This window comes from Prochlorococcus marinus str. GP2 (assembly GCF_000759885.1).
GTDB lineage: Bacteria > Cyanobacteriota > Cyanobacteriia > PCC-6307 > Cyanobiaceae > Prochlorococcus_A > Prochlorococcus_A marinus_J.
This window is the reverse complement of record NZ_JNAH01000003.1, coordinates 189,918-215,653: the sequence shown is the minus strand read 5'-3', so window position 1 is coordinate 215,653 and position 25,736 is coordinate 189,918. Positions and strand designations below refer to the sequence as shown.

The window sequence follows — 25,736 nt, the reverse complement described above, 5'->3', positions numbered from 1 at the left end:
CTTACTCATTCATTAATAATTTTTGGTACTTTAAAATATTTATCTTCTCTCGATGGACCCAATTCTAAAAGTTCTTCATTGCAATCAGAATTTTTCTTTTCGTCTTTTCTAAATACATTTACAACCTCTATAGCTCTCGTTGTACAGGGGACATCATCTGTATCAATTTTTTCAAGTTGTCTTATATAATCCAATATCTTCTCTAATTGTTTTACATGATTATTAATTTCATTCTCGTTAAGTTCTAATCTTGCTAAATGAGCAACTTTTTTTACTTCCTCTTTAGTTATTTTTGTCATACATTTAATATTTTTCTTATTAAATAATAGTTTATTAAGAACAACTTATTTACATATCCTTTGAATTTCAAATAATTTAAAAAAATAATCACATCTTTTTGAAAATAAATATAATTTAATAGCCTTAATTATTTTTCTCAGCTAAATATGTTATTAGATAGATATTGAAAAATAGAAGAAAAATTCTTTCCAAAAAATTTTTTTTATCGGCACTCTAAACTTGTTGCTCCTGATTTAATAGGCTGTTACCTCATAAAAAAAAATAATGAGATAGATCAAATTAAAGGGGTAATTGTTGAAACTGAAGCTTATTCACAGGAAGAAGAGGCCTGTCATGGCTACCGCAAAATGACTGAATCAAACAAATCATTATTTGGCAAACCTGGCACATTTTATATTTACAAATCTTATGGCATTCATCATTGTTTAAACATAGTTACTGATAAAGAAAATTTTGCGAGTGGTGTTTTGATAAGATCAGTTTCTATCTCTAATAAAGATGAAAGATTAGCTTCTGGACCTGGTCTAGTAACAAAAACATTCAGTGTAGACATTTCATTTAACTCACTTGAAGTTCTTAATAACAAATCTTTATGGATTTCTCCACGAGACTCCACTCTAGAAGAAAAAGATCTTATTCAAACTACGAGAATTGGCATATCAAAGGCAAAAAATATAAAATGGCGTTGGTATCTCAAAAATAGTAGGAGTGTAAGTAAAAGATTAAAAGGTGACAGAACACCTAAATTTCAATAATCATTTATCTTTTTAAGCGTAATGCAAATTTGGCCTCATAAACATATCCACACACTAGCTAATTTTTCAATTAAAGATTATGAGTCAGTATTTGAATTAGCTAATAGATTTGATGCACTAAAAAATGCAGGTACAAAAAAGATACCGGCCTTACAAGGGACTTTGGTAACTTCTTTATTTTTTGAAGCTAGTACAAGAACAAAAAATAGTTTTGAGCTTGCAGCAAAAAGACTTTCTGCCGATGTCCAAACGTTTGCGCCATCCTCCAGCTCTTTAACAAAAGGCGAAACAATAATTGATACAGCCATAACTTATTCTGCTATGGGGGCAGATACATTAGTTATCAGACATTCATCAAGTTATATAACCTTTGAGATCGCAAAAAAACTTGATGCAATAAATGCCAAGACTTCGGTTCTCAATGCGGGAGATGGATTACATAGCCATCCCAGCCAAGGATTGCTTGACATCTATACATTGATAAAATTCTTTTCCCAAAAAACACTGAATCCAGAGGTTTTAAATTCCAAAAAAATTTTAATAATTGGCGACGTTAATCATTCAAGGGTTGCCAGGTCAAATCTTTGGGCTTTGAGTGCATTCGGCGCCGATATAATCTTATGTGGTCCAAAGACATTAATACCTGATGAATTTATCAATTTTTTAAAAACCCCCGCGCCAAATCAAACAGAAGATCCAGTTAAATCAAGAGGTTCCATAACAATTTCCAGATCATTGGAAGAATCAATAAAAATTGCAGATGCCATTATTGTTTTAAGACTCCAGAAAGAGAGAATGATGGAAAATTTACTAAATAGCATTGATTCATATAGTTTGGATTATGGCTTAACCCCAGAGAAATTATCCTTAAATAATAAAGAAATTCCCATTCTGCATCCCGGTCCAATTAACAGAGATATTGAAATCAGCAGCAAAGTGGTAGATCGATATCCTAATTGCTTAATTAATAATCAAGTTGCAAATGGTATCCCTATAAGAATGGCTTTGCTTTATCTATTACAGAAACACAACAAGTAAATTTATAGCAACTTAAGACTTTCAGTAAAGAAACCATAAAATAATCCCAATCTTAAAGAATCTAATAAAAGTACTAAAAATTTCCTTTTCCTTTCAAATCTAAAATTTCTTCTCAAAACTATTAAAAACTCAATAAAAACTACTGATAAAAAAGCGGCTACAGGATCCATGAGTTCCACAACGGCACTTACCATACCAAGAGAACTTCCAAAAAAGTATCCTATTAAAAGTATAATCAACGATATTGAATATCTTCTCCATGGATTATTAGCCCAAATACTTAATGTCTGAATATTTTCCACAATATTTAGCTGAAATTTTGTCTTTTGAGGTTTAAAAACCATTTTGCATTAAACTAAGCAGCTTCGGAGTTTGATTGAATTTTAGTATTTCCATCTATTAATTCAAGTAATGCTTCCAACTGAGCCATTAACCCTCTTAATTCGCCTGGCTCAGGGAAAAGGTCATCTTCTTTTATTCCTAAATGCATTTCTCTGAGCTCTTGCCTTAAATAGCGTATGTGACTGATGACTTGCTCTCTTTTGGTTTGCGACATGATATAAATTTTTTCATTTATCTTAAGAAAGAATATTTTTGAAAAGGAGAGTTTGCATATTTATGACTGAGAATGAAGATAAATGACCTAACAACAATTTGAAAAGATTTTGAAAATTGAAAAATATCATATCCTTGAAAATATGTACTTAATTCTTATATCAACTTTAAATAATTACTTGAGGCTTTATTATTAGAGTATATTGACTTTACTCAATATGGAATTCATTTCTGAAAATAAAATAAGTGAGGAACTAGTAAATTCTTTTGATGAAGAAATGACCTTTGATCTCGCTAAAAGGCTAGAAGAGGATAATTATAATACTCCATTTGATGGTTTAAAAGACTGGCACTTACTGAGGGCTCTTGCAATCAATAGGCCTGAATTAACGACTAATTATACCCATCTCCTCGATCAGGAACCTTTCGATGAAAACTAAAAATAAGGACTCCAAAATAAAGGTTCTTTTATTAATAACTGGAAGTATTGCAGCTGTAAGAATTCCATTATTAGTTAGCCAATTAGCGAAAGAAAATTATGAAATAAGATGCGTTTTATCAAAAAATGCAGAAAAATTAATAAAGCCGCTTTCTCTTTCTATTTTAAGTAGAAACCCGTGCATTTTAGAACATGATCAATGGTCTGATGGTCAATCAACACCTCTTCACATAGAACTAGGTAATTGGGCTGATATTTTAATCATCGCCCCTTTAACAGCGACAACATTAGCAAAATGGGTGACTGGAAATGCAGAGGGATTAATCCCAAGCATCTTAATAGCAAATATAAAGCCAATTATTGTTGCACCAGCAATGAATACACAAATGTGGCTAAACAAAGCTGTCCAAAAAAATTATGAGAATTTACAGAATTACGAAAATGTTTTGTCTTTGCAACCAAGTGAAGGCCTCTTAGCATGTGATGCTATTGGCATAGGTAAGATACCTCCTAATGATCTAATACAATTAGCTCTTGAATTTATAGCTTCACATAAACAAAATGAATATCGCAAAGATTTACTTAATAAAGAAATTTTAATAACTGGAGGTTGTACCTCAGAGAAAATTGATGCAGCAAGACACATTACAAACAAAAGTTCTGGAGCTATGGGCCTACTTCTTTCTCAAGTGGCGAGATTCAGGGGAGCACAAGTAAAATATGTTCATGGTCCTCTGAAAATCGATAAGAATCTTACTGATGGAATAAAAAGATATGAAATTGAAACTAGTGTTGATTTAATTAGGGCACTTAATAATGAAATATCAAATTGCGATTATTTTTTCATGAATGCTGCAGTATCTGATTTTAAAATAACCTCTAATACATCAGCTAAAATTCCAAAAAATCAAATTAATGCTCATTTGAATCAAAACTTTGAGCTAGTCCCAGATATTTTAAAAACAATTAGTAAATCAAAAAAAGATAACCAAGTTTTTGTAGGCTTTTGTGCTTTTACAGGATCTATCGAAGAAGCACGAATGACAATTAAAGAAAAAATTATCCAAAAGGGTTGTGATTATCTATTCGCAAATCCAATTGATCTTGAAGGCCAAGGATTTGGCTTTTTGGCACAAAATGAGGGTTGGTTATTCGATACTAATAATATGGAACACTACATTAACAAAACATCAAAAATTGATTTAGCAAATCAATTAATAACCCAAATTATTTCATTAAAAAAATAAAAAAAAAATTTTTAATTTGTATTTTTTTGTAATCTTAATCATTAAAAATAATGTGATAGCTTAAAATAATTCCAGTTTTTTAAAATCTAAAAAGCTACGGGTTGTTTCGAGGATTTAATAGTCCTATCTTTTATGGTCCTTTCCCTTGTAATATCCCTACTGAACTTATTAGATGACCTTTAATCTATCGTCACAGAACTTTACTGCAACTTTAATTATGAGAATTCGTTCTTTCTTAGCTTTTGTTATTTCAATTTGTATAACTTTTGCTTTCGTACCTGTTAAAACATTTGCTTTTTCTGAAAGAGGAAATGCACAATTCACAGATGTTGTTAACACAGGAAAAGCTAATGATTGCCCTACATTAGACTCATCTCTTGTCGGATCAATATCTCTAGGTAATGGAGATAGCCTTAAAGGAATATGCATGCATCCAACAGAAGTTTATGTAAAAGTGCCAGGGACAAAACGAAAAGCTGCAGAATTTGTTTCCACAAAAATTATTAGTCCTAGAAATAACACCACAGTTACAGAAGTTTATGGAGATATAGATTCAGGAACTTTCACTGAAAAGGGTGGTATTGATTTTCAACTTATTACTGTATTAACCCCTGGTGGTTTAGAGGTGCCATTTGCATTCTCAGCAAAAGATCTTACAGCTGATTTACCTTCATCAATTGAGCCAGGCACTGAGGTTAGTGGTTCAACATTTACACCTAATTACAGAACTGGTGACTTTTTAGATCCTAAGGCAAGGGCTAAAAATACTGGTGTTGAATATGCTCAAGGTTTAGTTGCGTTAGGAGGCGATGACGAAGAACTTGCAAAAGAAAATATTAAAGTTGATGTAAACGGTACTGGCGTTATTACTCTTTCAATCAACAATGTAGATTCTGACACAGACGAATTTGCTGGTACTTTTGAAGCAATCCAACCTTCAGATACAGATATGGGTTCAAAGGATCCACTTGATGTAAAAATAATTGGGGAGCTTTACGGAAGAAAGGCATAAACCCTACTTCAGAGAAAAAGGGGGTTAAACCCCTTTTTTTTTTTCAAAATTTTTCTTTATCAATTTAAAAAATGGAATTACAACAAAAAACTAAAACAGATACTAATGGACTAATACCGCCTTATGGAGGGGAACTAATAAATTTAATTATCAAAGATAAAAACCTTAAAAATGATCTTATCTCTAAAGCTACTTATGAGTTTGAATGTAGCGAGAGAAATGCGTGCGATGTAGAACTTTTGATGGTTGGAGCTTTTTCTCCATTGGAAGGATTTATGGATGAAAATAACTACAATTCGGTAATTAAAAATAATAGAAATACAAATGGTTTGCTTTTTGGCTTGCCTATAGTATTTGATTCAAATAATGAAAAAGTAAAAGCTGGAGAGACAATATTGCTTACTTATAAAAAACAAAAAATAGCAGTTTTAGAAGTTAGCTCTAAATGGGAGCCTGACAAATCCTTAGAGGCTGAACTTTGTTATGGTACTAATTCTTTAGATCATCCTGCTGTTAAGATGATTTTTAACGAGAGAGGGAGATTTTATATAGGAGGAAGAGTTTATGGTTTCGAACTACCAATTAGAGAATTCCCCTGCAAAACCCCAGAAGAAGTTAGATCTACACTGCCATCAAATCATGATGTAGTTGCATTTCAATGCAGAAATCCAATTCATAGAGCACATTATGAATTATTTACTAATGCCTTACTTTCAGATAATGTCTCCTCTAACTCAGTTGTTTTAGTTCATCCAACTTGTGGGCCAACTCAACAAGATGATATCCCTGGGAAAGTTAGATATTTGACCTATAAAGAATTAGAAGAGGAAATATCTGATAAAAGAATAAAATGGGCTTTTTTACCTTATTCAATGCATATGGCAGGGCCAAGAGAAGCTCTTCAACATATGATAATCAGAAGAAATTATGGCTGTACCCACTTTATTATTGGTAGAGATATGGCTGGTTGTAAGTCTTCATCAACTGGTGAAGATTTTTATGGTCCATATGACGCCCAGAATTTTGCGAATAAGTGTGCAGATGAATTGATGATGCAAACTGTTCCTTCAAAAAATTTAGTTTATACGAAAGAAAAAGGATATATAACAGCTGAAGAAGCTAAAGAATTTGATTATGAAATCATGAAACTTAGTGGCACTGAATTTAGAAAGAAATTGAGGAATGGTGAACCAATTCCTGAATGGTTTGCATTCAAAAGTGTAGTAGATGTTCTAAGACGCTCTTAATATTGTTTTATTATTAGTATTATAGATTTATTAAGGATTTTTTATCGTGAACAAACGTTGGAGAAACGTAGGACTTTATGTCCTAGCCGTTATAACTGTAATTTTCATTGGTACTTCAGTTTTTGATAAACCTAGTACTGAAAGTTCTACAAAGACCTTGAGATATAGTGATTTTATAGAGGCAGTACAAGATAAAGAAATCAGTAGAGTCCTAATATCTCCAGATAACGCCACAGCTCAAGTTGTTGAAAATGATGGGAGCAGGTCCGAGGTCAATTTAGCCCCTGACAAAGATTTATTAAAAATACTGACTGAGAATAATGTAGATATAGCTGTAACCCCTACAAAATTAGCCAACCCATGGCAGCAGGCTGTAAGTAGCTTAATTTTTCCAGTACTTTTGATTGGAGGCCTATTTTTTCTTTTCAGAAGATCCCAAAGTGGTAATGCTGGAGGTGGTAACCCTGCCATGAGTTTTGGCAAAAGCAAAGCTAGACTACAAATGGAACCATCTACACAAGTAACTTTTTCAGATGTTGCTGGTGTAGAAGGTGCAAAATTAGAACTCACAGAGGTTGTAGATTTTCTTAAGAGCCCAGATAGATTTACTGCAGTCGGAGCAAAAATTCCAAAAGGAGTTCTTCTTGTTGGTCCTCCTGGTACTGGAAAAACATTGTTAGCTAAAGCAGTAGCTGGAGAAGCAGGTGTACCTTTTTTCTCAATATCTGGTTCAGAATTTGTAGAGATGTTTGTTGGGGTTGGAGCTAGTAGAGTTAGAGATCTTTTTGAACAAGCTAAAAAGAATGCTCCTTGTATCGTGTTTATAGACGAAATAGATGCAGTTGGAAGACAAAGGGGAGCTGGTATGGGCGGAGGAAATGATGAAAGAGAACAAACATTAAATCAACTCTTAACCGAAATGGATGGTTTTGAAGGTAATTCAGGAATAATAATAGTTGCTGCAACCAATAGACCTGATGTCTTAGATTCAGCTTTAATGCGTCCTGGTAGATTTGATAGACAAGTAACAGTAGACCGCCCAGATTATGCTGGAAGATTGCAGATATTAAATGTTCATGCGAAAGATAAAACTCTTTCAAAAGACGTTGACTTAGATAAAGTTGCCAGAAGAACACCAGGATTTACTGGTGCAGATTTAGCTAATCTTTTAAATGAAGCAGCAATACTAGCAGCTAGAAAAGATTTAGATAAAGTAAGTAATGATGAAGTCGGTGATGCCATTGAAAGAGTTATGGCTGGGCCAGAAAAGAAAGATAGAGTCATCAGTGATAAGAAGAAAGAATTAGTTGCTTATCACGAAGCTGGTCATGCACTCGTTGGAGCATTAATGCCTGATTATGATCCAGTTGCAAAAGTTTCAATCATTCCAAGAGGTCAAGCCGGGGGCCTAACCTTCTTTACACCAAGTGAAGAAAGAATGGAATCTGGTCTTTACTCTCGTTCTTACCTACAAAATCAAATGGCTGTTGCTCTTGGTGGAAGAGTTGCTGAAGAAATAGTCTATGGCGAAGAAGAGGTAACAACCGGAGCTTCGAATGATTTACAACAAGTTGCCAATGTAGCAAGACAAATGATCACTAAATTCGGTATGAGTGACAAAATAGGTCCAGTCGCTCTAGGTCAATCTCAAGGTGGAATGTTTCTAGGAAGAGATATGAGTTCTACAAGAGATTTCTCTGAAGACACAGCCGCAACTATTGATGTAGAGGTTTCAGACCTTGTTGATGTTGCCTACAAGAGAGCTACAAAAGTCTTAACAGACAACAGAACTGTTCTTGACGAAATGGCTCAAATGCTAATCGAAAGAGAAACTATAGATACTGAAGATATCCAAGACTTGCTCAACCGCTCAGAAGTAAAATCCGCAAACTATATTTAACGCGGAATTTTAAATTTTTAATGAATAATAAAGAAGATTCTCTTTCGGATTTCCTGAAAATTGAGTCTTTTTTTTTACTTATAAAACCTGAAGATAATATTTACTCAAATACCTCTATAAGAAATTTATTTTTTGAAGAATTAGAAAACTTAGTAAAATTAGGGTTAAAGAATATTGAAATAAGTTGGTCTAACAACGAAAATTGGTTCGATTTTGTATCCGATATCAAAATTAAATATCCAAGAATTAATTTAGGCTCTGCCTCCATAGTTAATAAGCAATCAATAGAAGATTCTTTAAAAATTGGATTAAATTTTTCAATGATGAAATTTTGGGATAAAGATCTTTTCAATTATGCGCAGTCAAAAAATTATTTATTAATTCCAGGAATTAATAATTTAAAAGATCTTAAGGAAGCAATAGATTTAAATTGCAACATTATCAAAATTTACCCAATAAAAAGTAAAGATAGTTCGATAAATATACTCAACTATAAAAATGTTGATTTCATTGCTGCTGGAGGACTGTCAATCAATGATTTAAAAACTTATAAATCTTTAGGGTATAAAGCAGTTGTAATTGGAGATAAAGCTATCAAAAATAAAAAATTTGATCCAAAAATATATGAATGGCTCACAAATAATTAAGTTTAGGATAAATATAATTTATTCAACAAAACTACTACTTATTTATTAAGTCACATTGAGCATGATTTAGAAGTAAATGATCAGCAAGTACTAAAGCTACCATTGCATCAACCATGGGAACTGCTCTTGGTAAAACGCATGGATCGTGTCTCCCTTTTGCTTTCATAAGTACTTCTTTACCTTCAGCATTTACTGTTTTCTGTTCTTTCCCAATGGTTGCTGTAGGTTTAAAAGCTATCTTCATCTCGATATTTTCACCATTACTTATTCCGCCCTGAATACCTCCTGAATTGTTTGATGTTGTTCTTAACTTACTAATATCATCAGACTTGATGAAGGCATCATTATGTTCGCTTCCTTTTAAATAAGTTCCAGAGAAACCTGAACCTATTTCAAAGCCTTTCGTGGCAGGCAAAGACATCAAAGCCTTTGCTAAATCAGCTTCTAATTTATCAAAAACAGGCATTCCAAGACCAGAGGGAACATTTCTTACTAGACATTCAATAACACCGCCGCAAGAGTCTCCTTGACTCTTTAATTCCTTAATTCTCTCGATCATTTCTGTTGATACCTTTTCATCAGGACATCTAACAATATTAGAATCTATTTTTTTGAGAGAAATCTTCTCTTTATTTATATCAGAATCAATATCATGTATACGCTTTACCCAAGATAGTATTTCAGTGTTACAGAAGGTTTTTAATAATTGTTTTGCTACAGCACCAGCAGCTACTCTTCCAATTGTTTCTCTTGCAGAGGCTCTTCCACCGCCAGAACTTGCCTGAATTCCATATTTCAGATGATACGTACCATCTGCATGAGAAGGTCTAAATACCTGCTCCAAATTATTATAATCTCTTGGTCTTTGATCCTTATTTCTTACCAACATTGCTATTGGAGTTCCAAGTGTTAACCCTTCCTTTATCCCACTTAATATTTCGATTTTATCTTCTTCATTTCTGGGTGTTGTAATGTCACTTTGGCCAGGTCTGCGTCTATCTAATTCATTTTGTATCAGGTTTATATCTATTTTTAACTTAGGTGGACATCCATCAAGGATAACTCCTACTGCACCACCATGTGATTCTCCAAAAGTACTAACACGAAAAATTTTTCCAAAACTACTACTCATAGAAATATCAAATGTTTTATCTATATATAAACATTATATGAAACCAATTGAAAATTAAACAAAAAAAAGCCCCCAAAAAGGGGGCTTTTAAGTTTAAGAACTTTAAGCTTAACCGATAGCTGGAGCTGAAAGAGCTACTGTTGTAGACTCAGCTGCTGCTAGATCAAGTGGGAAGTTGTGAGCGTTACGCTCGTGCATTACTTCCATACCTAGGTTTGCTCTGTTAAGAACGTCACCCCATGTAGGAACAATCTTACCGTTTGCATCAACAACTGACTGGTTGAAGTTGAAACCGTTAAGGTTGAATGCCATTGTGCAGATACCCATTGAAGTTAACCATACACAAACAACTGGGAATACAGCTAGGAAGAAGTGAAGACTTCTGCTGTTGTTGAAACTTGCATATTGGAAGATCAAACGACCGAAGTAGCCATGAGCTGCAACGATGTTATATGTTTCTTCTTCTTGTCCGAACTTGTAACCATAGTTCTGAGATTCAGTCTCAGTTGTTTCTCTGATTAGAGATGAAGTAACAAGTGAACCGTGCATAGCTGAGAATAAAGATCCTCCAAACATACCAGCAACACCAGCCATGTGGAATGGGTGCATAAGAATGTTGTGCTCTGCCTGGAAAACAAACATGAAGTTGAATGTTCCAGAGATACCTAGAGGCATTCCGTCAGAGAATGAACCTTGACCGAATGGGTATACAAGGAATACTGCGAAAGCTGCTGAAACTGGTGCAGAGTATGCAACACAGATCCAAGGACGCATACCTAAACGGTATGAAAGCTCCCACTGTCTTCCCATGTATGCTGAGATACCAATTAGGAAGTGGAAAATTACAAGTTGGTAAGGACCACCGTTGTATAACCACTCATCTACAGTAGCTGCTTCCCAAATTGGGTAGAAGTGTAGACCAATAGCGTTAGATGAAGGAACAACTGCACCTGAAATGATGTTGTTTCCGTATAGGAATGAACCAGCAACTGGTTCTCTAATTCCGTCAATGTCTACTGGTGGTGCTGCGATGAATGCAACGATGAAGCAAGCCGCTGCTGTAAGAAGGCATGGAATCATTAAGACGCCGAACCAACCAACATAAATTCTGTTGTTAGTTGATGTTACCCACTCACAAAACTGTGGCCAACCTTTTAACAGCGAAGAACGCTGCTGCTGAATAGTTGTCATGAGTTCGTAAAGTATGTCTCTAAAGTGAGACGTGTAAATAAAAACGGAAAATTAATTTCCGCTTCGAAGATTTTAGACCAAAATCGCAAAAAATGTGTAAATATTTTTTCTTTAAGTAAACTTATTTTTTGGAAAACAGGAGAAAAGAACTTCCATGTCTTAATATTTTCTTTGTTATTGAGGATTTAACTTGGTAATAATCGAATGGCTTCTTAACGGAAAAAGATCTAGAGAGGTAGTTTCCTTAAGAGAGGCTAAGCATAGAAGACTGCAATTAGAGGCTTTTGGAGCTGTTATTTATTGGAGTGAAAGAATTTAGGTTTGTAAGGTTTAAAAAATAGAAAAAAAATAAAATTATCAAATATTAAATAAACTTATCTATAAAATAAAAAATCCTTATTAGTTTTCAACGATTTATTGTTCCGGTTTCTTAATTTTAAAGACTTTCGAACTCATAGACCCATTGATTGTTAGAACAAATAACTTCTTTCTTTGTGTAGCTCATTGCAATTTTCTTTTCTTTATAAGCAACTTCGCCAATAAAAACCGGCCAAACAAACTGATCTCCTTCATATTTAATAGTAATCCCTCGGCTATCAAGAAATAATGGATCTCCTTTCTTAATCAATTTCCAATCTTGGTTTATTCTTTCAGGATGAATTAAGCCATCAATATTTCCTATTTCATCTCTTGGATAATCTATACTCCCTTTATGAACATGAACAATCAATTCCTTTGGTAGTTCTATAAGATTGTTTTTCAATTTATCTATCTCTTCCCTTAAGGATCCAAGTATGATTAGGAATCTATTTATGATGTTTTGATCATAAAAATTTTGTGCGACAGCTCCTATTTCAATAACCAAACCACATGGCCAAGCTTCCACAAGAAAGCCTGTTTGGGCTTTGTCTTTTTCGTGCAAATAAATAGGTAATCCAAATTTGTTCTGCAGTAATGCAGCTAAACAAAAATCTTTGAATCTCCTTCCATACAAAACAATGCTTGTTCCCATATGTGCAGTAGTAGTATGCAAATCAATTGCAATTTGACAGGATTTAGATCCGCCAATTCCAAATTCATCTACTAAAAAATTGGCTCTATTAGTTTCATAAAAGCTATTCTTGTTTTGATCTAAATTCTCACTTTCTTTGAAAGATCTATTTAAATCAACATCTATGTATCTGCAACCTTTTTCATAGGCAACAGGATTACCTATGATGTACTCATACTCAATACCATGATTAAAACTATTTTCCTTTCTGTTAAATTGCTTAACCGCCCAAACAGGATTAATTTCATTCCCATGAGTTCCTGAAACGATAAGTATTCTTCGAACAGTCATTTTTTCTTTAAAAATAAAATTTTATGCAAAATAAATACCTTATAAAGGCCACCAGAAAATTCTGGTTTTGGTTTTGGACCCAATTAATGAATGGCTTCGCACCATCAGATTTCCATGGTAATTATAAAAGGCCTAAAGGTATAACAATTAATAGTGAATACGATATTAATAATGAGAATGGACAAATTTATTTATTGGTAGGGAATTCTTGTCCGTGGTGTCAAAGAACTTTACTCGTACACGAATTAAAAAATTTATCTCACAAAGTTAAAGTTATTTTTTTAGAAGCAGATGTTGAACATGGCGAATGGATTTTCAATAGAAAATTTCAGGGATGTATAAGACTTTCAGACCTTTATAAGAAAGCTAATAAAAATATTATTTTTAGAGCTACATTACCCCTTTTAACTAGTTCTATAAAAGATGAAGTAAATATTTTGTCTAATGAAAGTTCACAGATTATAAGACTACTAAATTCAATAAAATTGCAATCAAAATATCAGATATTAACTATTAAAGATTGTAATCAAAAATTTTTAGATTTAATCAATAACAGCATTAATGATGGCGTATATAAATGTGGTTTCGCCAGAAACCAGTCAGCTTACAAAAAAGCGAGTCAAAATCTTTTCGCAGCTTTAAATGAAGTTGAAAATTTACTACAAAAAAACAAAGGGGACTGGATATTTGGAGAAGAGTTAACCTACGCAGATATTTACCTTTTTCCAACGCTTATAAGATGGGAATTGATATATAGCAAACTTTTCAAATGTACTGAAAAAGAACTATCAACTTTCGAAAAAATCATTCAATGGAGATTAAAATTCTTTAAATTATCTAACGTAAATAGGACATGTCTCGACAATGAATGGAAAAAAGATTACTACAAAGCTTTATTTCCTTTAAACCCAAATCAATTAATCCCGATTTTACCATCGTTAAAGGAAATAATGAGATTAGAGTCCTAAAAATGCATAAATGAATTAAAAAAAAACAAAAATGATGTTGTAATGAACACTTATTTAGTTCATAGATAATGCAATTTCATTAGAAATTAACTATGTTAAGTATGTCTACTAAAGTACGAAAAGCTTAAAATGAAATCCATTGACGAACACATCAAAAAAGATCAATCGGAAATCGAATCTGCAAAAGCAGAGGGCAATCTTCCAAAGGTCAGACATTTAACTGAAGAGCTAAAAGAACTTGAAGAATATAAAGATCATCATCCAGAGGATAAACATGACCCTAATGCTTTGGAACTATTCTGCGATGCCAACCCGGATGAACCAGAATGTCTTGTTTATGATGATTAAGTTTTTTGATAGATATTGCACAATATAAAAGGGCTCTAATAGCCCTTTTTTTATTTTTTAATTCTATTAGTAATCTCTATTAAAGTCGGATGGACTTCCAGTAAGGGAACATACAACTGACTCCTCATTTTTCATTTCCTTGACTTCTACAATTGGTCTTCCCATTTTCTTCAAAACCTCTATATCTTGAATGGTTTGACATCGAGCTATTATTTTCCCTTGTTGATCAAAGCAAGTATAGAAATTCATATTGTGTTTAAAGAAGTATCTTATTTATGACTAATTTTCATTATTAAATCAAGTAAATTTAAAAAAAAAAATTTTTTAATTTAAGTTAGATCCTTTTCCATACTTCAGAAAGCAGTGAAGATAAACCTTTTTTTAAAGATGAAGAAATAACTAAAACTTTCTTTTTAGATAAATCTTCTAACTTTTTTGAAATTATTTTCAAATAATCATCATCTACCAGCTCCATTTTATTCAATACTATTATCCTCTCTTTATTTAAAAGACCTTTCCCATATTTTTTTAATTCCTGCTCAATGACCTTAAAATCATGTAAAGGATTTTCTGCAATTGCATCAATTAAGTGAACAAGAATCTTTGTTCTTTGGATGTGTCTTAAAAAATCATGCCCTAAACCTACTCCATCAGCTGCCCCTGATATTAATCCAGGAATATCCGCAAAAAGGCAACCATTCCCATCAATTTTTCTTACTACACCTAAGTTAGGTATAAGAGTTGTGAAAGGATAATTTGCGATTTTTGGACGGGCAGATGACACAACGGAAATCAAAGTACTTTTCCCAGCATTTGGAAGGCCTATAATCCCAACCTCAGCAAGAAGTTTTAGTTCTAATCGAACCTCCCATATTTCACCATCTTTACCTTCAGTGAATGATTCTGGGGCTCTATTTTGATTACTTAAATAGTAAGCATTACCATGTCCACCTCTTCCTCCAATGGCAATAGTTAAACTCTGTTTATCTTTAGTTAAGTCTCCTAAAATAATGCCGGTTTTAATATCCCTTATTTCTGTACCGCAGGGAACTTTAAGGATTGTATCCTCACCTGAAGCACCTGATCTTTTATTAGGACCTCCTTTGCATCCATCTGCAGCAATTATTTCACGTTTGAATTTGAAATCTAATAATGTTTGAAGATTATTATCAGCCATCAAAATAACTGAACCGCCTCTGCCACCATTTCCGCCCGAAGGTCCTCCAGCAGGAACGAATTTTTCTCTTCTAAATGAAACTATTCCATTTCCACCTTTTCCCGCTTTAAGAATAATGTTTGCTTGATCAATAAATTGCACTTAATACGCTTATTAAATTGTTTTCTAATTATTTTAAATTTTATTTAATCCACGCAATACTGCAACCAGGTCCGCCCTCGTTATTAGCTGCATCTTCAATCTTATCAACATAATTTAAACCTGATAACCAATTTCTTAGTCCTTTTTTTAATTTACCTGTGCCAATTCCATGAACAATCCATAGCGGTCCATGAAATTTTCTAATTTTCTCCTCAATAATTATTTCGGCTTCATGAACTCTTAGCCCTCTTACGTCAATTGTATTTTTGCTCGTTCTAATTTTAGAAAAAGAAAAATCTTCTCTTGTGGACTTAATCTCAATTTTTGACCTTTCGAAATTAGGCTTTTCTCCATTAATACCTTCAAAGTCATTTACAGATAATGTGCTTCTGAATGAACCACATTTAACTTCGTAAAAACCTCCTTTTTTATCTAAATCTATAATTTGTCCCGTACTATTTAGACTTTTAATTTTTACAAAATCTCCTACCTGAGGGTTCCATGATATTGAATTTTCAAATTTTTTTTGGGTTAGATGTTCCTTCTCAATTTCCTTTAATCTTTTTCCAATAATTCTCGTATCCTCTCCATTAACATTTTTATCTCTTAATTTTTTAATCAACTCTATTACCTCTTTTTTAGCGGATACAATATGTTTTGATAATTTAGACCTTTCAATTTCCTGGATTTTTTCAGCATTTATTTTTTGATATTCATAATTTCTCTTCAGTTCATCATGTAATATTTCTGTCCTTGCAATCAGTTCTGCAGCGGCTTCTGCAGAGTTTTGTTGTTTAATCCTCTCTTCCTCAAGTCCTTTTATAATGCTGTTAATGTTCTCAACTTCTTTTGGCTTTAGATAATTTGCAGCTTCATTTATTATGCTTTCATCTAGACCAATTCTCTTTGAAATTGACAAAGCATTACTTCTCCCAGGAATACCCCAATTGAGTATATATTTTGGCTTCAAAGATTCCTCGTCAAAGGCAACTGATACGTTTTCAAATCTTGAGTCACTATATTTTAAAGCCTTAATATCACCATAATGAGTCGTTGCTAAAGTGATATCAGATTTATTTGCAAATTCTTTTAATAAAGCCATCGCAAGAGCACTTCCTTCAAGAGGATCTGTACCAGATCCAATCTCATCTAACAAAACAACAGATAATCCTTTCTTATTATCAAGTGAATCTAATATCTCTTTTATGCGGGATATATGCCCACTGAAGGTTGATAAATTTTCTTCTAATGATTGATTATCTCCTATATCCACATATATATTTGGGCAAAAAGGGATAATAGAATTATTAGTTGAGGGTATCAATAATCCTGCTCTAGCCATAAGTAAAGACAAACCCAAACCTTTTAAAGCTGCAGTTTTACCTCCAGTATTTGGACCAGTGATAGCTACAACCTTAATGTTTCTATTTATATGAAAATCGACAGCCACTGGGGGGGGGGCTCCTTTTTTCTTATGTTCCCAAATCAATAACGGATGAGAAAAACCAATTAAAGAAATAATAGGATTTTTCTCAAAAGTAGGAGATTTACCTCCAATCCATTTCGAATATCTTGAACGAGTTAAAGCATTTTCTAATCTCAATAGAATGGATGCCATTTCAATAAGATTTTCTGAATTATCAGCAACAACTTGGGACCATTTCTTAAGTAATTTGAATTCTTCAGCTGTGATCCTAGCCTCCAAAGAAGCAATCTTATTACCTTTATTTACTACACTTTCAGGCTCAAAATATACTGTATTTCCTGAAGATGAAGAGTCATGAATTATGCCTTTAAATTTATCTATATAATTAACTTTCAATGCTAAAACAGGCCTACCATAACGATCTCCAATAGTAGTATCTTGCAAATAAGCTAAATTCTTTTGAATAAATTTCTCAACTAATATTTTTCTTTCGAGTTTCTTAGAAAAAAATTCTTTTCTGAGAATAGATAGTTCATTACTAGCATTGTCTGAAATTCTTCCATTAGATTCAATGCTTTTTTTAAAAATCGTTTCGATATTATGATGGTCTATTATATTTTTTATAAATGATGAAATATAAGGCCTTTGTTCAAAATCTAATAAGATTTTTTTTAAATTTCTTGCTGCAGCAATTGTTTTCGCTATTTCTAACAATTCAGAAGATGAAATTACACCTCCCTTGGAACAAATTTGAATATTTCTACTTATATCAAAAACACCAGAAAAACTAATTGATTTATCTAAATTATTTTCTAGTTTATTTATTTCAAGAGTTTCATTCAAAAGTCTTTTAGATGATTCGTATTCTGAAGGAATAGCAAAACTTAAAATTGCTCGTTTACCCATTTCCGTTGAGGCGAATGAAGATAAATGCGTTTTTAATGTATCCCACTCTAAAAGGCTTAAAGATTCTTCTTCTAAGGAGTTATCTACATATGATTTTTTAGAATAACTTTTCTCTTGCATATAAAAAAAGAATCAAACATTCGATTGAATCCCTTCAGGAGGAACATAAAGCATCTCAAGCCAGTTTCCTTCAGTATCCTTCATATAAAAAGATGCTGTTCCATCTCTATGCTCATGTAAAGGACCAACTTTTACACCAGAATTTTTTAAATCATTTTGAATATTTTCCACTTCTTTTTTATTTTCAAAGTGAAAAGCAAAGTGAGGTCCCGCAGCTTTGTAGCTAGGGCCTAACAACGCAAGTCCATCTTTCCCTTTACCAGCTTCTAAATAAGACCAATCTTTGTCGTCCCAAACTAAATTCATACCCAGTTTAATATAAAAAGACTTTGCCCTTTCGAGATTCTCTACTCTAAGTGCAATGTGACCAATCCTATTTACTCCTTGTGAAAACTTCAAAACAAAGCAATTAATTTATTACTTATCCAAGAATAAACCAAATTTTTGTTAATAATGAGTTTTTAAGTATCCTGCAACCATCGAGATGCATCACAAGCATGATACGTAAGTATTAATTTTGCCCCTGCTCTTTTAAAACTAAGCAATGTTTCTAAAACAATATCTTTTTCGTTAATCCAGTTCTTCATAGCAGCAGACTTTACCATGGAATACTCTCCACTAACGTTGTATGCAGCTATGGGTTTATTTGAAAAAGTGCTTAATCTATAAACAATATCCAAGTATGAGATTCCTGGTTTTACCATCAAAATATCAGCTCCTTCATATTGATCCAATGCAGATTCAATTAACGCCTCCTTTGAATTGGCAGGGTCCATTTGATATGTAGACTTATTGTGTGGAATTATTTTCTTACTATTTTCTCTAGGAGCCGAATCTAAAGCAGTTCTAAATGGACCATAATAAGCAGATGAATATTTTGCTGTGTAACTTATAATACCTACATCACTAAATCCTTGACTATCAAGAGAAGCTCTAATTGCTCCAACCCTACCATCCATCATGTCACTTGGGCCAATAAAATCTGCTCCAGCTCTTGCTTGCGTTAAAGCTTGTTTTTTTAAAATCTCGATTGTTTCGTCGTTCAATATTTTTCCATTTTCATCAACTAATCCATCATGACCATCACAAGAGTACGGGTCCAAGGCAACATCTGTCATTATTGCCATTTCTGGAATCTCTTTTTTTAATATTCGAATAGCTTTAGGTATTAAACCGTCTTCATTAAAACATTCTGCTCCATCTTCAGTCTTTAAGCTATCTTGAATTTTCGGAAAAAGAACTACACACCTCACTCCCAATTCCCATGCCCTAGTAACCTCCTTTATTAACCCATTAATATCCCATCTATAAGTTCCGGGCATTGCTGATATTTCCTCTTTAATATCTTTTTCATGAATAAATAATGGATATATAAAGTCCGATGCCGTTAGATGGTTTTCTCTAACCATTTCTCTAATTGCCTCAGTTCTTCTTAATCTTCTAGGACGAATAATCGAATTCATTTGAATATTATTTTAAATTAAAAAATATTTATCTAATACATTAATCGCTTGCCTCGCACATAAATCAATCAGAGACTACTTTTGTTCAGGAAAATTAACTAAAATATATTTAATGGCAGCAAAAAAAGTTACAAAAATATTTTGCACAATCTTCATTTTTCACAAATTTACGTCATTAAGAGATAATATTTTCTAGTTAAGTATTTATTTTAAGGAGAGCATCTTTGAAAATAATTAATGGTTTTCATCTGAAAAATGTAAGAGGCGATATTCTTGGAGGCATCACAGCCGCAGTAGTGGCTTTACCTCTCGCTCTTGCTTTTGGTAATGCTGCGTTAGGTCCTGGCGGAGCAATTTATGGCCTATATGGAGCAGTAGTAGTTGGTTTTTTAGCAGCATTATTCGGCGGAACTCCTGCTCAAGTTAGTGGGCCTACCGGTCCCATGAGTGTAACTGTTGCTGGTGTAGTAGCAGGCTTAGCAGCAGTAGGGGTTCCAAGAGATCTATCTGCAGGACAAATTTTACCTTTAGTTATGGCAGCTGTAGTCATTGGCGGCTTATTGCAAATATTATTCGGAATTCTAAAACTGGGTAAATACATTACTTTAGTTCCATATTCTGTTGTTTCAGGATTTATGTCTGGTATTGGAGTAATAATCATTGCGCTTCAGATTGGACCATTACTTGGAATTAGCACTCGAGGTGGAGTAGTCGAATCTTTAACTACTGTATTGTCCAATTTCCAGCCCAATGGTGCTGCTATTGGAGTAGCAGTAATGACACTAGGTATAGTATTTCTTACTCCTAGAAAAATAAGTCAGTGGGTTCCTTCTCCTCTTTTGGCCCTATTGATAGTTACCCCTATATCAATATTAATTTTTGGAGATGGAGCTATTGATAGAATTGGAGAAATCCCAAAGGGAGTTCCATCTTTGAATTTCCCAAGTTTTAATCAATATTTCCCAATTATTTTCAAAGCAGGATTAGTCTTAGCAGTACTTGGCGCAATTGACTCCTTACTGACTTCCTTAGTAGCAGACAATATCTCTCAAACAAAACATAATTCTGATAGAGAACTTATTGGTCAAGGAATAGGAAATGCTGTTGCAGGTCTGTTTTCAGGTTTACCAGGAGCAGGAGCAACCATGAGAACAGTTATAAATGTTAAATCTGGAGGATCAACTCCCATTTCCGGTATGGTTCACTCGGTTGTGTTGTTCATAGTTTTAGTTGGCGCAGGACCTTTAGCTGAGCAAATACCAACTGCTTTGCTTGCAGGAATTCTTATAAAAGTTGGTCTAGATATTATTGATTGGGGATTCTTGAGGAGGGCTCACAAATTATCTTTAAAAACTTCAGTTGTAATGTACGGTGTACTCCTAATGACTGTTTTTTGGGATTTAATTTGGGCAGTTTTAGTCGGTGTATTCATTGCTAATATGCTCACTATTGATTCAATAACCGAAACTCAATTAGAAGGTATGGATGAAGATAATCCTTTATCAAATGATGATCAAGCTAAAAATGCATTACCTACTGATGAAAAAGCACTACTAGATAGATGTTCAGGAGAAGTAATGTTATTTAGACTAAAAGGACCACTTAGTTTTGGAGCAGCTAAAGGCATATCCGAAAGAATGATGCTAGTCAGAAACTACAAGGTTTTGATACTAGACATAACTGATGTACCAAGACTTGGAGTGACGGCGACTCTCGCAATAGAGGACATGATGCAGGAAGCAAAAAATAATTCCAGAAAAGCATTTGTTGCTGGGGCAAATGAAAAAGTAAAAGATAGATTAGCTAAGTTTGGAGTTGAAGGCATTATTGAAACAAGAAAAGAAGCTTTAGAAACCGCTCTAAAAGAAATAGCCTAATAATTTATGGAAATAAATCCAATTCTGCAAAATGTACTAGCCCCGCCAGTTCTTTTCTTTTTGATTGGAGCAATATCAGTAATCTTTAAATCTGATTTAGAAATACCAGCCCCATTACCTAAACTCTTCTCCTTATATTTACTACTAGCTATTGGGTTTAAAGGAGGTATAGAGATACAGAAAAGTGGTTTTACAGATCAAGTATTGCCTACTTTAAGTGCTGCAATACTGATGTCATTAGTAATCCCGCTGATTGGATTTTTAATTTTAAGATTTAAGTTTGATGTCTTTAATTCAGCCGCAATAGCAGCCGCATACGGTTCAATTAGTGCTGTTACATTTATTTCCGCAGAAAGTTTTTTGGAAAGCCAAAAAATAGCTTTTGATGGGTTTATGGTTGGCGCCTTAGCTTTAATGGAGTCTCCTGCAATAATTGTTGGATTATTACTTGTGAAATTTGCAGCTCCCAAAAATAGACCAAAATCAAGAAAGATGCATCTAAGCGCAATATTACACGAATCACTTTTGAATGGATCAGTTTATTTATTGCTCTCAAGCTTAATTGTAGGATTTCTTACTGCTTCCAGTAATCCCTCAGGAATTGAAAAAATGGAGCCTTTTACTGGACAATTGTTCTATGGAGCAGAATGCTTCTTCTTATTAGATATGGGAATAGTCGCTGCTCAAAGATTGCCGAGACTGAAAAATGCGGGTTCGTTCTTAATTGGATTTGCCATTTTTATGCCTTTGTTTAACGCATTTATTGGTGTTTTCGTTGCAAGATTTTTATCTTTAGGACCTGGCAATGCACTTTTGTTTGTGGTTTTATGTGCAAGCGCCTCTTATTTAGCAGTTCCTGCAGCGATGAGAATGACAGTTCCAGAAGCTAAATCTAGTTATTATATTTCAACTACACTAGGTCTAACTTTCCCATTCAATATAGTTCTCGGCATTCCCATATATATGGGTTTAGTAAATACTATTATCCCACTTTCCCCTTTATAAAAATGAAAAGATTAGACTTAATATTTAGTGAAAGAGAACTAGATGCAATTATTAAAACATTAGAAAAAGCTAATGTTCCTGGATATACAGTTATGAAACATGCCACAGGTAGAGGGCCTGAAAGAGTTGTTACTGAAGATATGGAATTTACAGGATTAGGAGCAAATGCTCATGTAATTGTTTTTTGTGAGCAAGAATTAATAGATAAAATGAGAGATAACATTAGGGACGATTTAAGCTACTACGGAGGAGTGGCATATATTTCTGAAGCAACACCCCTTTAATGCTAATAATAAATATTTATTTTAAGAATGAATCCAATCTACTCTTATATTTTTTCTACTATTTAAATATCTGTCAATTGACATTGCGGCAATACATCCATCAGAAGCCGCGACGACTGCTTGCTTAAATGGTGTATTTCTTATATCTCCAATAGCCCATACTCCATCGGAGTTTGTAGACATAAAGTCATCAACAATAACTCCTCCGTCTTCTTTTAAAGCAATTTGATCACCTAAAAAATCAGTAATCGGCTTTGAACCACTCATATAGACAAAGACTCCATCTAAATTTAAATTGATAGGATTTTCTTCTTGCTTATTCTTTACAACAACCCCATTAACACCCATATCATCACCCAATATTTCCAATAATCTTGTTCTACTCCAATGTTTTATATTTGAATAATCCATCAATTCCATAGCTTCTTCATTATCTGATTTAGGATCACTTGATGTAATCCAATGCACAGTTGATGCAAATTTAGTTAGAACAGTTGCCTCTTCAATTGCCTCCTTGTTCACGCCAACAACGGCAACTTCTTTATTTTTATAAAAAGCCCCATCACATGTAGCACAATAACTTACTCCTTTACCAAGAAAATCGGCTTCGCCCTTAAATGATGCAGGCCTACCCATAGCTCCACTTGCAAGTACAAGTGCTTTCGCTTTGAAAGTACCTTCGGGTGTATAAACCATTTTCCATTCACCACTAGCGTCTATTCCAAATACTTGTGCTCTTCTATAGTCTGTGCCGTATTGCACAGCCTGTTCTCTCATTAGAGTAAGTAAATTCTCCCCACTTATATCGACCGGAACACCTGGATAATTAGCTATTTGATGAGTTATTGCTAAGGCACCAACAGATGGATTTTTATCTAAAATTACTGTTTTTAAGTTTGAACGAGATGTATAAAGTGCGCAAGTACATCCTGCCGGTCCTCCTCCGATAATAACTACATCTGACTCAATGATTTCCAATTTAATAAAACTCCTTTTTAGTAGTTAATTAGATGAGCTCTTGGTTAGAAGATATCTTTAATGTAAATACCTAACCTTGTTTATAGATATAAGTTAAAAGAAAAAAGAGAAAAAAGCATAATATAGAAACAAACTTACATAGGAAAAACATAAAAAATTAATCATCAAAATGATCAGTTACGTGAAATGTTCTGTATTGATCTATTATTAGGACATATCGAAAAATCATTTTCCGTAGAAACATTATATTTTTCATGACCAACTCTGACTACCTTTTAAAAGCTGCCATCAAGAAAGTTACAGAAAAAATAAACGAAATATTGGTTGAAAAAATTGAAGAAGCAACAAATATTGCTCAGGATGCTCCAGAAATTCTCAAAAAAGAATTTGATAGTTTGAAAGAATCAATAATCGAGGAAGCCTCCAGAATGGAGAAAGCCGAAAATATTCAAGAAAATGATAATACAAATACTCATCAAGATTCCAAAATAAAAAAAGCTTTAAATGAAATTGAAGGTATCAATAAGCAAATTGATCTCTTTAATAAAACTATAAATAATCAAATTAAATGAGTTATCACATTCTTTATTATCGTTTAAAAAAATTGAAAAGGGCCTTTATTATTTGGATAACTCTGATTTCGCTTTTAATTAATTTGTGGATAGATAATATTAGATTTACAATTTTTAAAATTAATAGCAATGAAAAAAGTAGGGTCCAAAGTAAAAGAGCAAGATGGTTTACTAATCAATTAATAAAGCTTGGTTCAGCATTTATAAAAATTGGACAATTATTATCAGCGAGACCTGACTTAATTCCTAATACCTGGATTCAGGAATTGTCTAAATTGCAAGATCAAGTTCCTAATTTTTCATTTGAGCAAGTTGAAGAAACTATAAGAGAAGAACTTGGGTCCAAGTTTAATGAAATAGATCAAATAATAGGTGATCCGGTTGGATCAGCATCACTAGCTCAGGTTCATAGGGCGACTTTAAAAGATGGTAAGAAAGTAGTATTTAAAGTTCAAAGACCCAATTTAAAAGAATTATTTATTATTGATTTGGGCATAATGCAACAAATAGCAGGATTGTTGCAGAAAAATGAGAATTGGAGTCGAGGTAGAAACTGGGTTGATATTGCCAAAGAGTGTAGAAAAGTACTCATGAAGGAACTTGATTTTAATTGTGAAGCACAATATGCAGCGAGATTTAGGCAGCAATTTCTTGATGATGAAAATGTTGAAGTTCCTGAAGTAATTTGGGATATGAGCAGTGAAAAAGTGCTTTGTTTGAGTTATCTGGAAGGAACAAAAATAAGCGATTTAGAAAAGTTACAATCACAAGAAATTGATTTACCTAAAATTGCAGAAATTGGCGCTATCAGCTATTTAAAGCAATTAGTAAATTACGGTTTCTTTCATGCAGACCCTCATCCAGGAAATCTAGCAGTTTCAAATAAAGGTAAATTGATTTTTTATGATTTCGGAATGATGGGTAATATCTCAAATAATCTTCAAACAAGATTAGGGGGGATGGTTAAGTCTGCTGCTTTAAGAGACGCCTCATCGCTTGTTAGTCAATTACAACAAGCTGGGCTAATTTCAAAAGATATTGATGTAGGACCAGTCAGAAGATTAGTCAGATTAATGCTTAAAGAAGCTTTAACCCCACCATTTAGTCCAAATATTATTGAAAAATTATCTGGAGATTTATACGAACTTGTTTATGAAACACCATTTCAACTTCCAGTAGATTTAATCTTCGTGATGAGAGCCTTATCAACTTTTGAAGGAGTTGGTAGAATGCTTGACCCAGGGTTTAACCTTGTATCAGTTACCAAGCCTTATTTAATAGAACTTATGACTTCAAATAATCAAACTCCCAACGATTTAATTAACCAATTTGGAAGGCAAGTAGGTGAACTAGGATCGAAAGCTGTTGGTATTCCAAAAAGAATAGATGAAAGTTTAGAAAGATTAGAGCAGGGAGATTTACAACTGCAAATAAGAATGGGAGAGTCTGATAGGCAATTCAAAAAAATGTTCACTGCTCAAAAAACTTTAGGCCATTCAATTCTTATAGGTAGCTTATCAATTGCATCTGCTTTACTTGTAACCAATAAACAAAATAATTTTGCATTATTGCCACTTTTTTTTGCACTACCAATCAGTATTGATTGGATAAAATGTCAATTAAGTATGAGAAAAGGCTCCCGGTTAGAAAAACTTAAGCGCTAAAA

28 protein-coding genes are annotated in these 25,736 nt (G+C 33.3%); 16 read left to right on the top strand and 12 right to left on the bottom strand.

The window, feature by feature from the left end:
- Positions 1-5 precede the first annotated feature (5 nt).
- Positions 6-299, bottom strand: a complete 294-nt coding sequence (gatC, locus tag EU91_RS06495) for an Asp-tRNA(Asn)/Glu-tRNA(Gln) amidotransferase subunit GatC (protein WP_032524000.1) — start codon at positions 297-299, stop codon at positions 6-8.
- Positions 300-470: 171 nt separating this feature from the next.
- Here gatC and EU91_RS06500 point away from each other — a divergent pair, with 171 nt between their 5' ends.
- Together EU91_RS06500 and EU91_RS06505 are read left to right on the top strand one after the other, a co-directional pair.
- Positions 471-1,055 carry a DNA-3-methyladenine glycosylase gene (locus tag EU91_RS06500; RefSeq protein ID WP_072012886.1) on the top strand — a complete coding sequence of 195 codons (585 nt, stop codon included), beginning with the start codon at positions 471-473 and terminating at the stop codon, positions 1,053-1,055.
- A gap of 21 nt (positions 1,056-1,076) precedes the next feature.
- On the top strand, positions 1,077-2,093 hold the full coding sequence (locus EU91_RS06505; RefSeq protein ID WP_032523998.1) for an aspartate carbamoyltransferase catalytic subunit: 1,017 nt from the start codon (positions 1,077-1,079) through the stop codon (positions 2,091-2,093).
- Between the two features lie 2 nt (positions 2,094-2,095).
- Here the strand turns inward: EU91_RS06505 and EU91_RS06510 are convergent, their stop codons facing one another.
- Both EU91_RS06510 and EU91_RS0108425 read right to left on the bottom strand, forming a co-directional pair.
- Positions 2,096-2,437, bottom strand: a complete 342-nt coding sequence (locus EU91_RS06510) for a DUF565 domain-containing protein (protein WP_032523997.1) — start codon at positions 2,435-2,437, stop codon at positions 2,096-2,098.
- Between the two features lie 11 nt (positions 2,438-2,448).
- Positions 2,449-2,649: a hypothetical protein gene (locus tag EU91_RS0108425; protein WP_032523996.1), complete on the bottom strand. Its 201-nt coding sequence runs from the start codon at positions 2,647-2,649 to the stop codon at positions 2,449-2,451.
- Between the two features lie 217 nt (positions 2,650-2,866).
- Between EU91_RS0108425 and isiD the strand changes: the two genes are divergently transcribed.
- The 6 genes from isiD to EU91_RS06540 all read left to right on the top strand — a co-directional run bounded on the left by isiD (position 2,867) and on the right by EU91_RS06540 (position 9,140).
- Positions 2,867-3,088 carry a protein IsiD gene (gene isiD, locus EU91_RS06515; protein WP_032523995.1) on the top strand — a complete coding sequence of 74 codons (222 nt, stop codon included), beginning with the start codon at positions 2,867-2,869 and terminating at the stop codon, positions 3,086-3,088.
- Positions 3,078-4,334 (top strand): bifunctional phosphopantothenoylcysteine decarboxylase/phosphopantothenate--cysteine ligase CoaBC, encoded by a 1,257-nt coding sequence (coaBC, locus tag EU91_RS06520; protein ID WP_032523994.1) that lies wholly within the window; start codon positions 3,078-3,080, stop codon positions 4,332-4,334. Before isiD ends, coaBC begins: the two co-directional genes overlap by 11 nt.
- A gap of 217 nt (positions 4,335-4,551) precedes the next feature.
- The gene (locus EU91_RS06525) at positions 4,552-5,346 is read left to right on the top strand and encodes a photosystem II manganese-stabilizing polypeptide (protein WP_025890347.1); all 795 of its coding nucleotides are present in this window, start codon (positions 4,552-4,554) and stop codon (positions 5,344-5,346) included.
- 71 nt (positions 5,347-5,417) lie between these two features.
- Entirely contained in the window at positions 5,418-6,593 is a 1,176-nt protein-coding gene (gene sat, locus EU91_RS06530) for a sulfate adenylyltransferase (protein WP_032523993.1), read from the top strand.
- Between the two features lie 46 nt (positions 6,594-6,639).
- Positions 6,640-8,493, top strand: a complete 1,854-nt coding sequence (gene ftsH / locus EU91_RS06535) for an ATP-dependent zinc metalloprotease FtsH (RefSeq protein WP_032523992.1) — start codon at positions 6,640-6,642, stop codon at positions 8,491-8,493.
- A 20-nt stretch (positions 8,494-8,513) separates the two neighbouring features.
- Positions 8,514-9,140 carry a bifunctional 4-hydroxy-2-oxoglutarate aldolase/2-dehydro-3-deoxy-phosphogluconate aldolase gene (locus EU91_RS06540; RefSeq protein ID WP_032523991.1) on the top strand — a complete coding sequence of 209 codons (627 nt, stop codon included), beginning with the start codon at positions 8,514-8,516 and terminating at the stop codon, positions 9,138-9,140.
- 34 nt (positions 9,141-9,174) lie between these two features.
- Here the strand turns inward: EU91_RS06540 and aroC are convergent, their stop codons facing one another.
- Both aroC and psbA read right to left on the bottom strand, forming a co-directional pair.
- Positions 9,175-10,272 (bottom strand): chorismate synthase, encoded by a 1,098-nt coding sequence (aroC, locus tag EU91_RS06545; RefSeq protein WP_032523990.1) that lies wholly within the window; start codon positions 10,270-10,272, stop codon positions 9,175-9,177.
- Positions 10,273-10,380: 108 nt separating this feature from the next.
- Positions 10,381-11,463 carry a photosystem II q(b) protein gene (psbA, locus tag EU91_RS06550; RefSeq protein ID WP_002805533.1) on the bottom strand — a complete coding sequence of 361 codons (1,083 nt, stop codon included), beginning with the start codon at positions 11,461-11,463 and terminating at the stop codon, positions 10,381-10,383.
- 190 nt (positions 11,464-11,653) lie between these two features.
- On the opposite strand from psbA, the gene EU91_RS09620 reads away from it, so the two are divergent.
- A complete protein-coding gene (locus EU91_RS09620) occupies positions 11,654-11,782 on the top strand; it encodes a hypothetical protein (RefSeq protein WP_257008958.1) in 129 nt (42 codons plus the stop codon).
- Between the two features lie 117 nt (positions 11,783-11,899).
- Here the strand turns inward: EU91_RS09620 and EU91_RS06555 are convergent, their stop codons facing one another.
- The gene (locus tag EU91_RS06555) at positions 11,900-12,805 is read right to left on the bottom strand and encodes an aspartoacylase (protein ID WP_032523989.1); all 906 of its coding nucleotides are present in this window, start codon (positions 12,803-12,805) and stop codon (positions 11,900-11,902) included.
- A 23-nt stretch (positions 12,806-12,828) separates the two neighbouring features.
- Between EU91_RS06555 and EU91_RS06560 the strand changes: the two genes are divergently transcribed.
- Positions 12,829-13,773 (top strand): glutathione S-transferase family protein, encoded by a 945-nt coding sequence (locus tag EU91_RS06560; RefSeq protein WP_032523988.1) that lies wholly within the window; start codon positions 12,829-12,831, stop codon positions 13,771-13,773.
- Positions 13,774-13,902: 129 nt separating this feature from the next.
- On the top strand, positions 13,903-14,121 hold the full coding sequence (locus EU91_RS06565; protein ID WP_019478051.1) for a CP12 domain-containing protein: 219 nt from the start codon (positions 13,903-13,905) through the stop codon (positions 14,119-14,121).
- Positions 14,122-14,187: 66 nt separating this feature from the next.
- Here the strand turns inward: EU91_RS06565 and EU91_RS06570 are convergent, their stop codons facing one another.
- From EU91_RS06570 to hemB, 5 genes are all read right to left on the bottom strand, one after another.
- Complete coding sequence (locus EU91_RS06570) at positions 14,188-14,370, bottom strand: hypothetical protein (protein WP_011817712.1); 183 nt, start codon at positions 14,368-14,370, stop codon at positions 14,188-14,190.
- A gap of 85 nt (positions 14,371-14,455) precedes the next feature.
- Positions 14,456-15,439 carry a GTPase ObgE gene (gene obgE, locus EU91_RS06575; protein WP_032523987.1) on the bottom strand — a complete coding sequence of 328 codons (984 nt, stop codon included), beginning with the start codon at positions 15,437-15,439 and terminating at the stop codon, positions 14,456-14,458.
- 40 nt (positions 15,440-15,479) lie between these two features.
- Complete coding sequence (locus EU91_RS06580; RefSeq protein ID WP_032523986.1) at positions 15,480-17,891, bottom strand: endonuclease MutS2; 2,412 nt, start codon at positions 17,889-17,891, stop codon at positions 15,480-15,482.
- A gap of 12 nt (positions 17,892-17,903) precedes the next feature.
- Positions 17,904-18,290, bottom strand: coding sequence for a VOC family protein (locus EU91_RS0108420; RefSeq protein WP_032523985.1), 387 nt, complete (start codon positions 18,288-18,290; stop codon positions 17,904-17,906).
- Between the two features lie 62 nt (positions 18,291-18,352).
- Positions 18,353-19,354, bottom strand: coding sequence for a porphobilinogen synthase (hemB, locus tag EU91_RS06585; RefSeq protein WP_032523984.1), 1,002 nt, complete (start codon positions 19,352-19,354; stop codon positions 18,353-18,355).
- Between the two features lie 224 nt (positions 19,355-19,578).
- Between hemB and EU91_RS06590 the strand changes: the two genes are divergently transcribed.
- The 3 genes from EU91_RS06590 to EU91_RS06600 are packed head-to-tail and all read left to right on the top strand — an operon-like array spanning position 19,579 to position 22,520.
- Positions 19,579-21,231, top strand: a complete 1,653-nt coding sequence (locus tag EU91_RS06590; protein ID WP_032523983.1) for a SulP family inorganic anion transporter — start codon at positions 19,579-19,581, stop codon at positions 21,229-21,231.
- A gap of 6 nt (positions 21,232-21,237) precedes the next feature.
- Complete coding sequence (locus tag EU91_RS06595) at positions 21,238-22,236, top strand: sodium-dependent bicarbonate transport family permease (RefSeq protein WP_032523982.1); 999 nt, start codon at positions 21,238-21,240, stop codon at positions 22,234-22,236.
- 2 nt (positions 22,237-22,238) lie between these two features.
- On the top strand, positions 22,239-22,520 hold the full coding sequence (locus EU91_RS06600) for a P-II family nitrogen regulator (RefSeq protein ID WP_002805886.1): 282 nt from the start codon (positions 22,239-22,241) through the stop codon (positions 22,518-22,520).
- Between the two features lie 21 nt (positions 22,521-22,541).
- Here the strand turns inward: EU91_RS06600 and EU91_RS06605 are convergent, their stop codons facing one another.
- Positions 22,542-23,498: an NAD(P)/FAD-dependent oxidoreductase gene (locus EU91_RS06605; RefSeq protein ID WP_032523981.1), complete on the bottom strand. Its 957-nt coding sequence runs from the start codon at positions 23,496-23,498 to the stop codon at positions 22,542-22,544.
- Between the two features lie 254 nt (positions 23,499-23,752).
- On the opposite strand from EU91_RS06605, the gene EU91_RS06610 reads away from it, so the two are divergent.
- Together EU91_RS06610 and EU91_RS06615 are read left to right on the top strand one after the other, a co-directional pair.
- The gene (locus tag EU91_RS06610) at positions 23,753-24,070 is read left to right on the top strand and encodes a hypothetical protein (protein ID WP_032523980.1); all 318 of its coding nucleotides are present in this window, start codon (positions 23,753-23,755) and stop codon (positions 24,068-24,070) included.
- Positions 24,067-25,734 carry an ABC1 kinase family protein gene (locus tag EU91_RS06615; RefSeq protein WP_032523979.1) on the top strand — a complete coding sequence of 556 codons (1,668 nt, stop codon included), beginning with the start codon at positions 24,067-24,069 and terminating at the stop codon, positions 25,732-25,734. The genes EU91_RS06610 and EU91_RS06615 overlap by 4 nt, the downstream gene beginning before the upstream one ends.
- Positions 25,735-25,736 lie beyond the last annotated feature (2 nt).

Bases quoted from the DNA above. Each gene is read 5' to 3' on its own strand.
- gatC (WP_032524000.1), bottom strand. From the start codon at position 299: ATGACAAAAATAACTAAAGAGGAAGTAAAAAAAGTTGCTCATTTAGCA.
- EU91_RS06505 (WP_032523998.1), top strand. From the start codon at position 1,077: ATGCAAATTTGGCCTCATAAACATATCCACACACTAGCTAATTTTTCA.
- EU91_RS06510 (WP_032523997.1), bottom strand. From the start codon at position 2,437: ATGGTTTTTAAACCTCAAAAGACAAAATTTCAGCTAAATATTGTGGAA.
- EU91_RS0108425 (WP_032523996.1), bottom strand. From the start codon at position 2,649: ATGTCGCAAACCAAAAGAGAGCAAGTCATCAGTCACATACGCTATTTA.
- isiD (WP_032523995.1), top strand. From the start codon at position 2,867: ATGGAATTCATTTCTGAAAATAAAATAAGTGAGGAACTAGTAAATTCT.
- coaBC (WP_032523994.1), top strand. From the start codon at position 3,078: ATGAAAACTAAAAATAAGGACTCCAAAATAAAGGTTCTTTTATTAATA.
- EU91_RS06525 (WP_025890347.1), top strand. From the start codon at position 4,552: ATGAGAATTCGTTCTTTCTTAGCTTTTGTTATTTCAATTTGTATAACT.
- sat (WP_032523993.1), top strand. From the start codon at position 5,418: ATGGAATTACAACAAAAAACTAAAACAGATACTAATGGACTAATACCG.
- EU91_RS06540 (WP_032523991.1), top strand. From the start codon at position 8,514: ATGAATAATAAAGAAGATTCTCTTTCGGATTTCCTGAAAATTGAGTCT.
- aroC (WP_032523990.1), bottom strand. From the start codon at position 10,272: ATGAGTAGTAGTTTTGGAAAAATTTTTCGTGTTAGTACTTTTGGAGAA.
- psbA (WP_002805533.1), bottom strand. From the start codon at position 11,463: ATGACAACTATTCAGCAGCAGCGTTCTTCGCTGTTAAAAGGTTGGCCA.
- EU91_RS06555 (WP_032523989.1), bottom strand. From the start codon at position 12,805: ATGACTGTTCGAAGAATACTTATCGTTTCAGGAACTCATGGGAATGAA.
- EU91_RS06560 (WP_032523988.1), top strand. From the start codon at position 12,829: ATGCAAAATAAATACCTTATAAAGGCCACCAGAAAATTCTGGTTTTGG.
- EU91_RS06565 (WP_019478051.1), top strand. From the start codon at position 13,903: ATGAAATCCATTGACGAACACATCAAAAAAGATCAATCGGAAATCGAA.
- EU91_RS06570 (WP_011817712.1), bottom strand. From the start codon at position 14,370: ATGAATTTCTATACTTGCTTTGATCAACAAGGGAAAATAATAGCTCGA.
- EU91_RS06580 (WP_032523986.1), bottom strand. From the start codon at position 17,891: ATGCAAGAGAAAAGTTATTCTAAAAAATCATATGTAGATAACTCCTTA.
- hemB (WP_032523984.1), bottom strand. From the start codon at position 19,354: ATGAATTCGATTATTCGTCCTAGAAGATTAAGAAGAACTGAGGCAATT.
- EU91_RS06595 (WP_032523982.1), top strand. From the start codon at position 21,238: ATGGAAATAAATCCAATTCTGCAAAATGTACTAGCCCCGCCAGTTCTT.
- EU91_RS06600 (WP_002805886.1), top strand. From the start codon at position 22,239: ATGAAAAGATTAGACTTAATATTTAGTGAAAGAGAACTAGATGCAATT.
- EU91_RS06610 (WP_032523980.1), top strand. From the start codon at position 23,753: ATGACCAACTCTGACTACCTTTTAAAAGCTGCCATCAAGAAAGTTACA.
- EU91_RS06615 (WP_032523979.1), top strand. From the start codon at position 24,067: ATGAGTTATCACATTCTTTATTATCGTTTAAAAAAATTGAAAAGGGCC.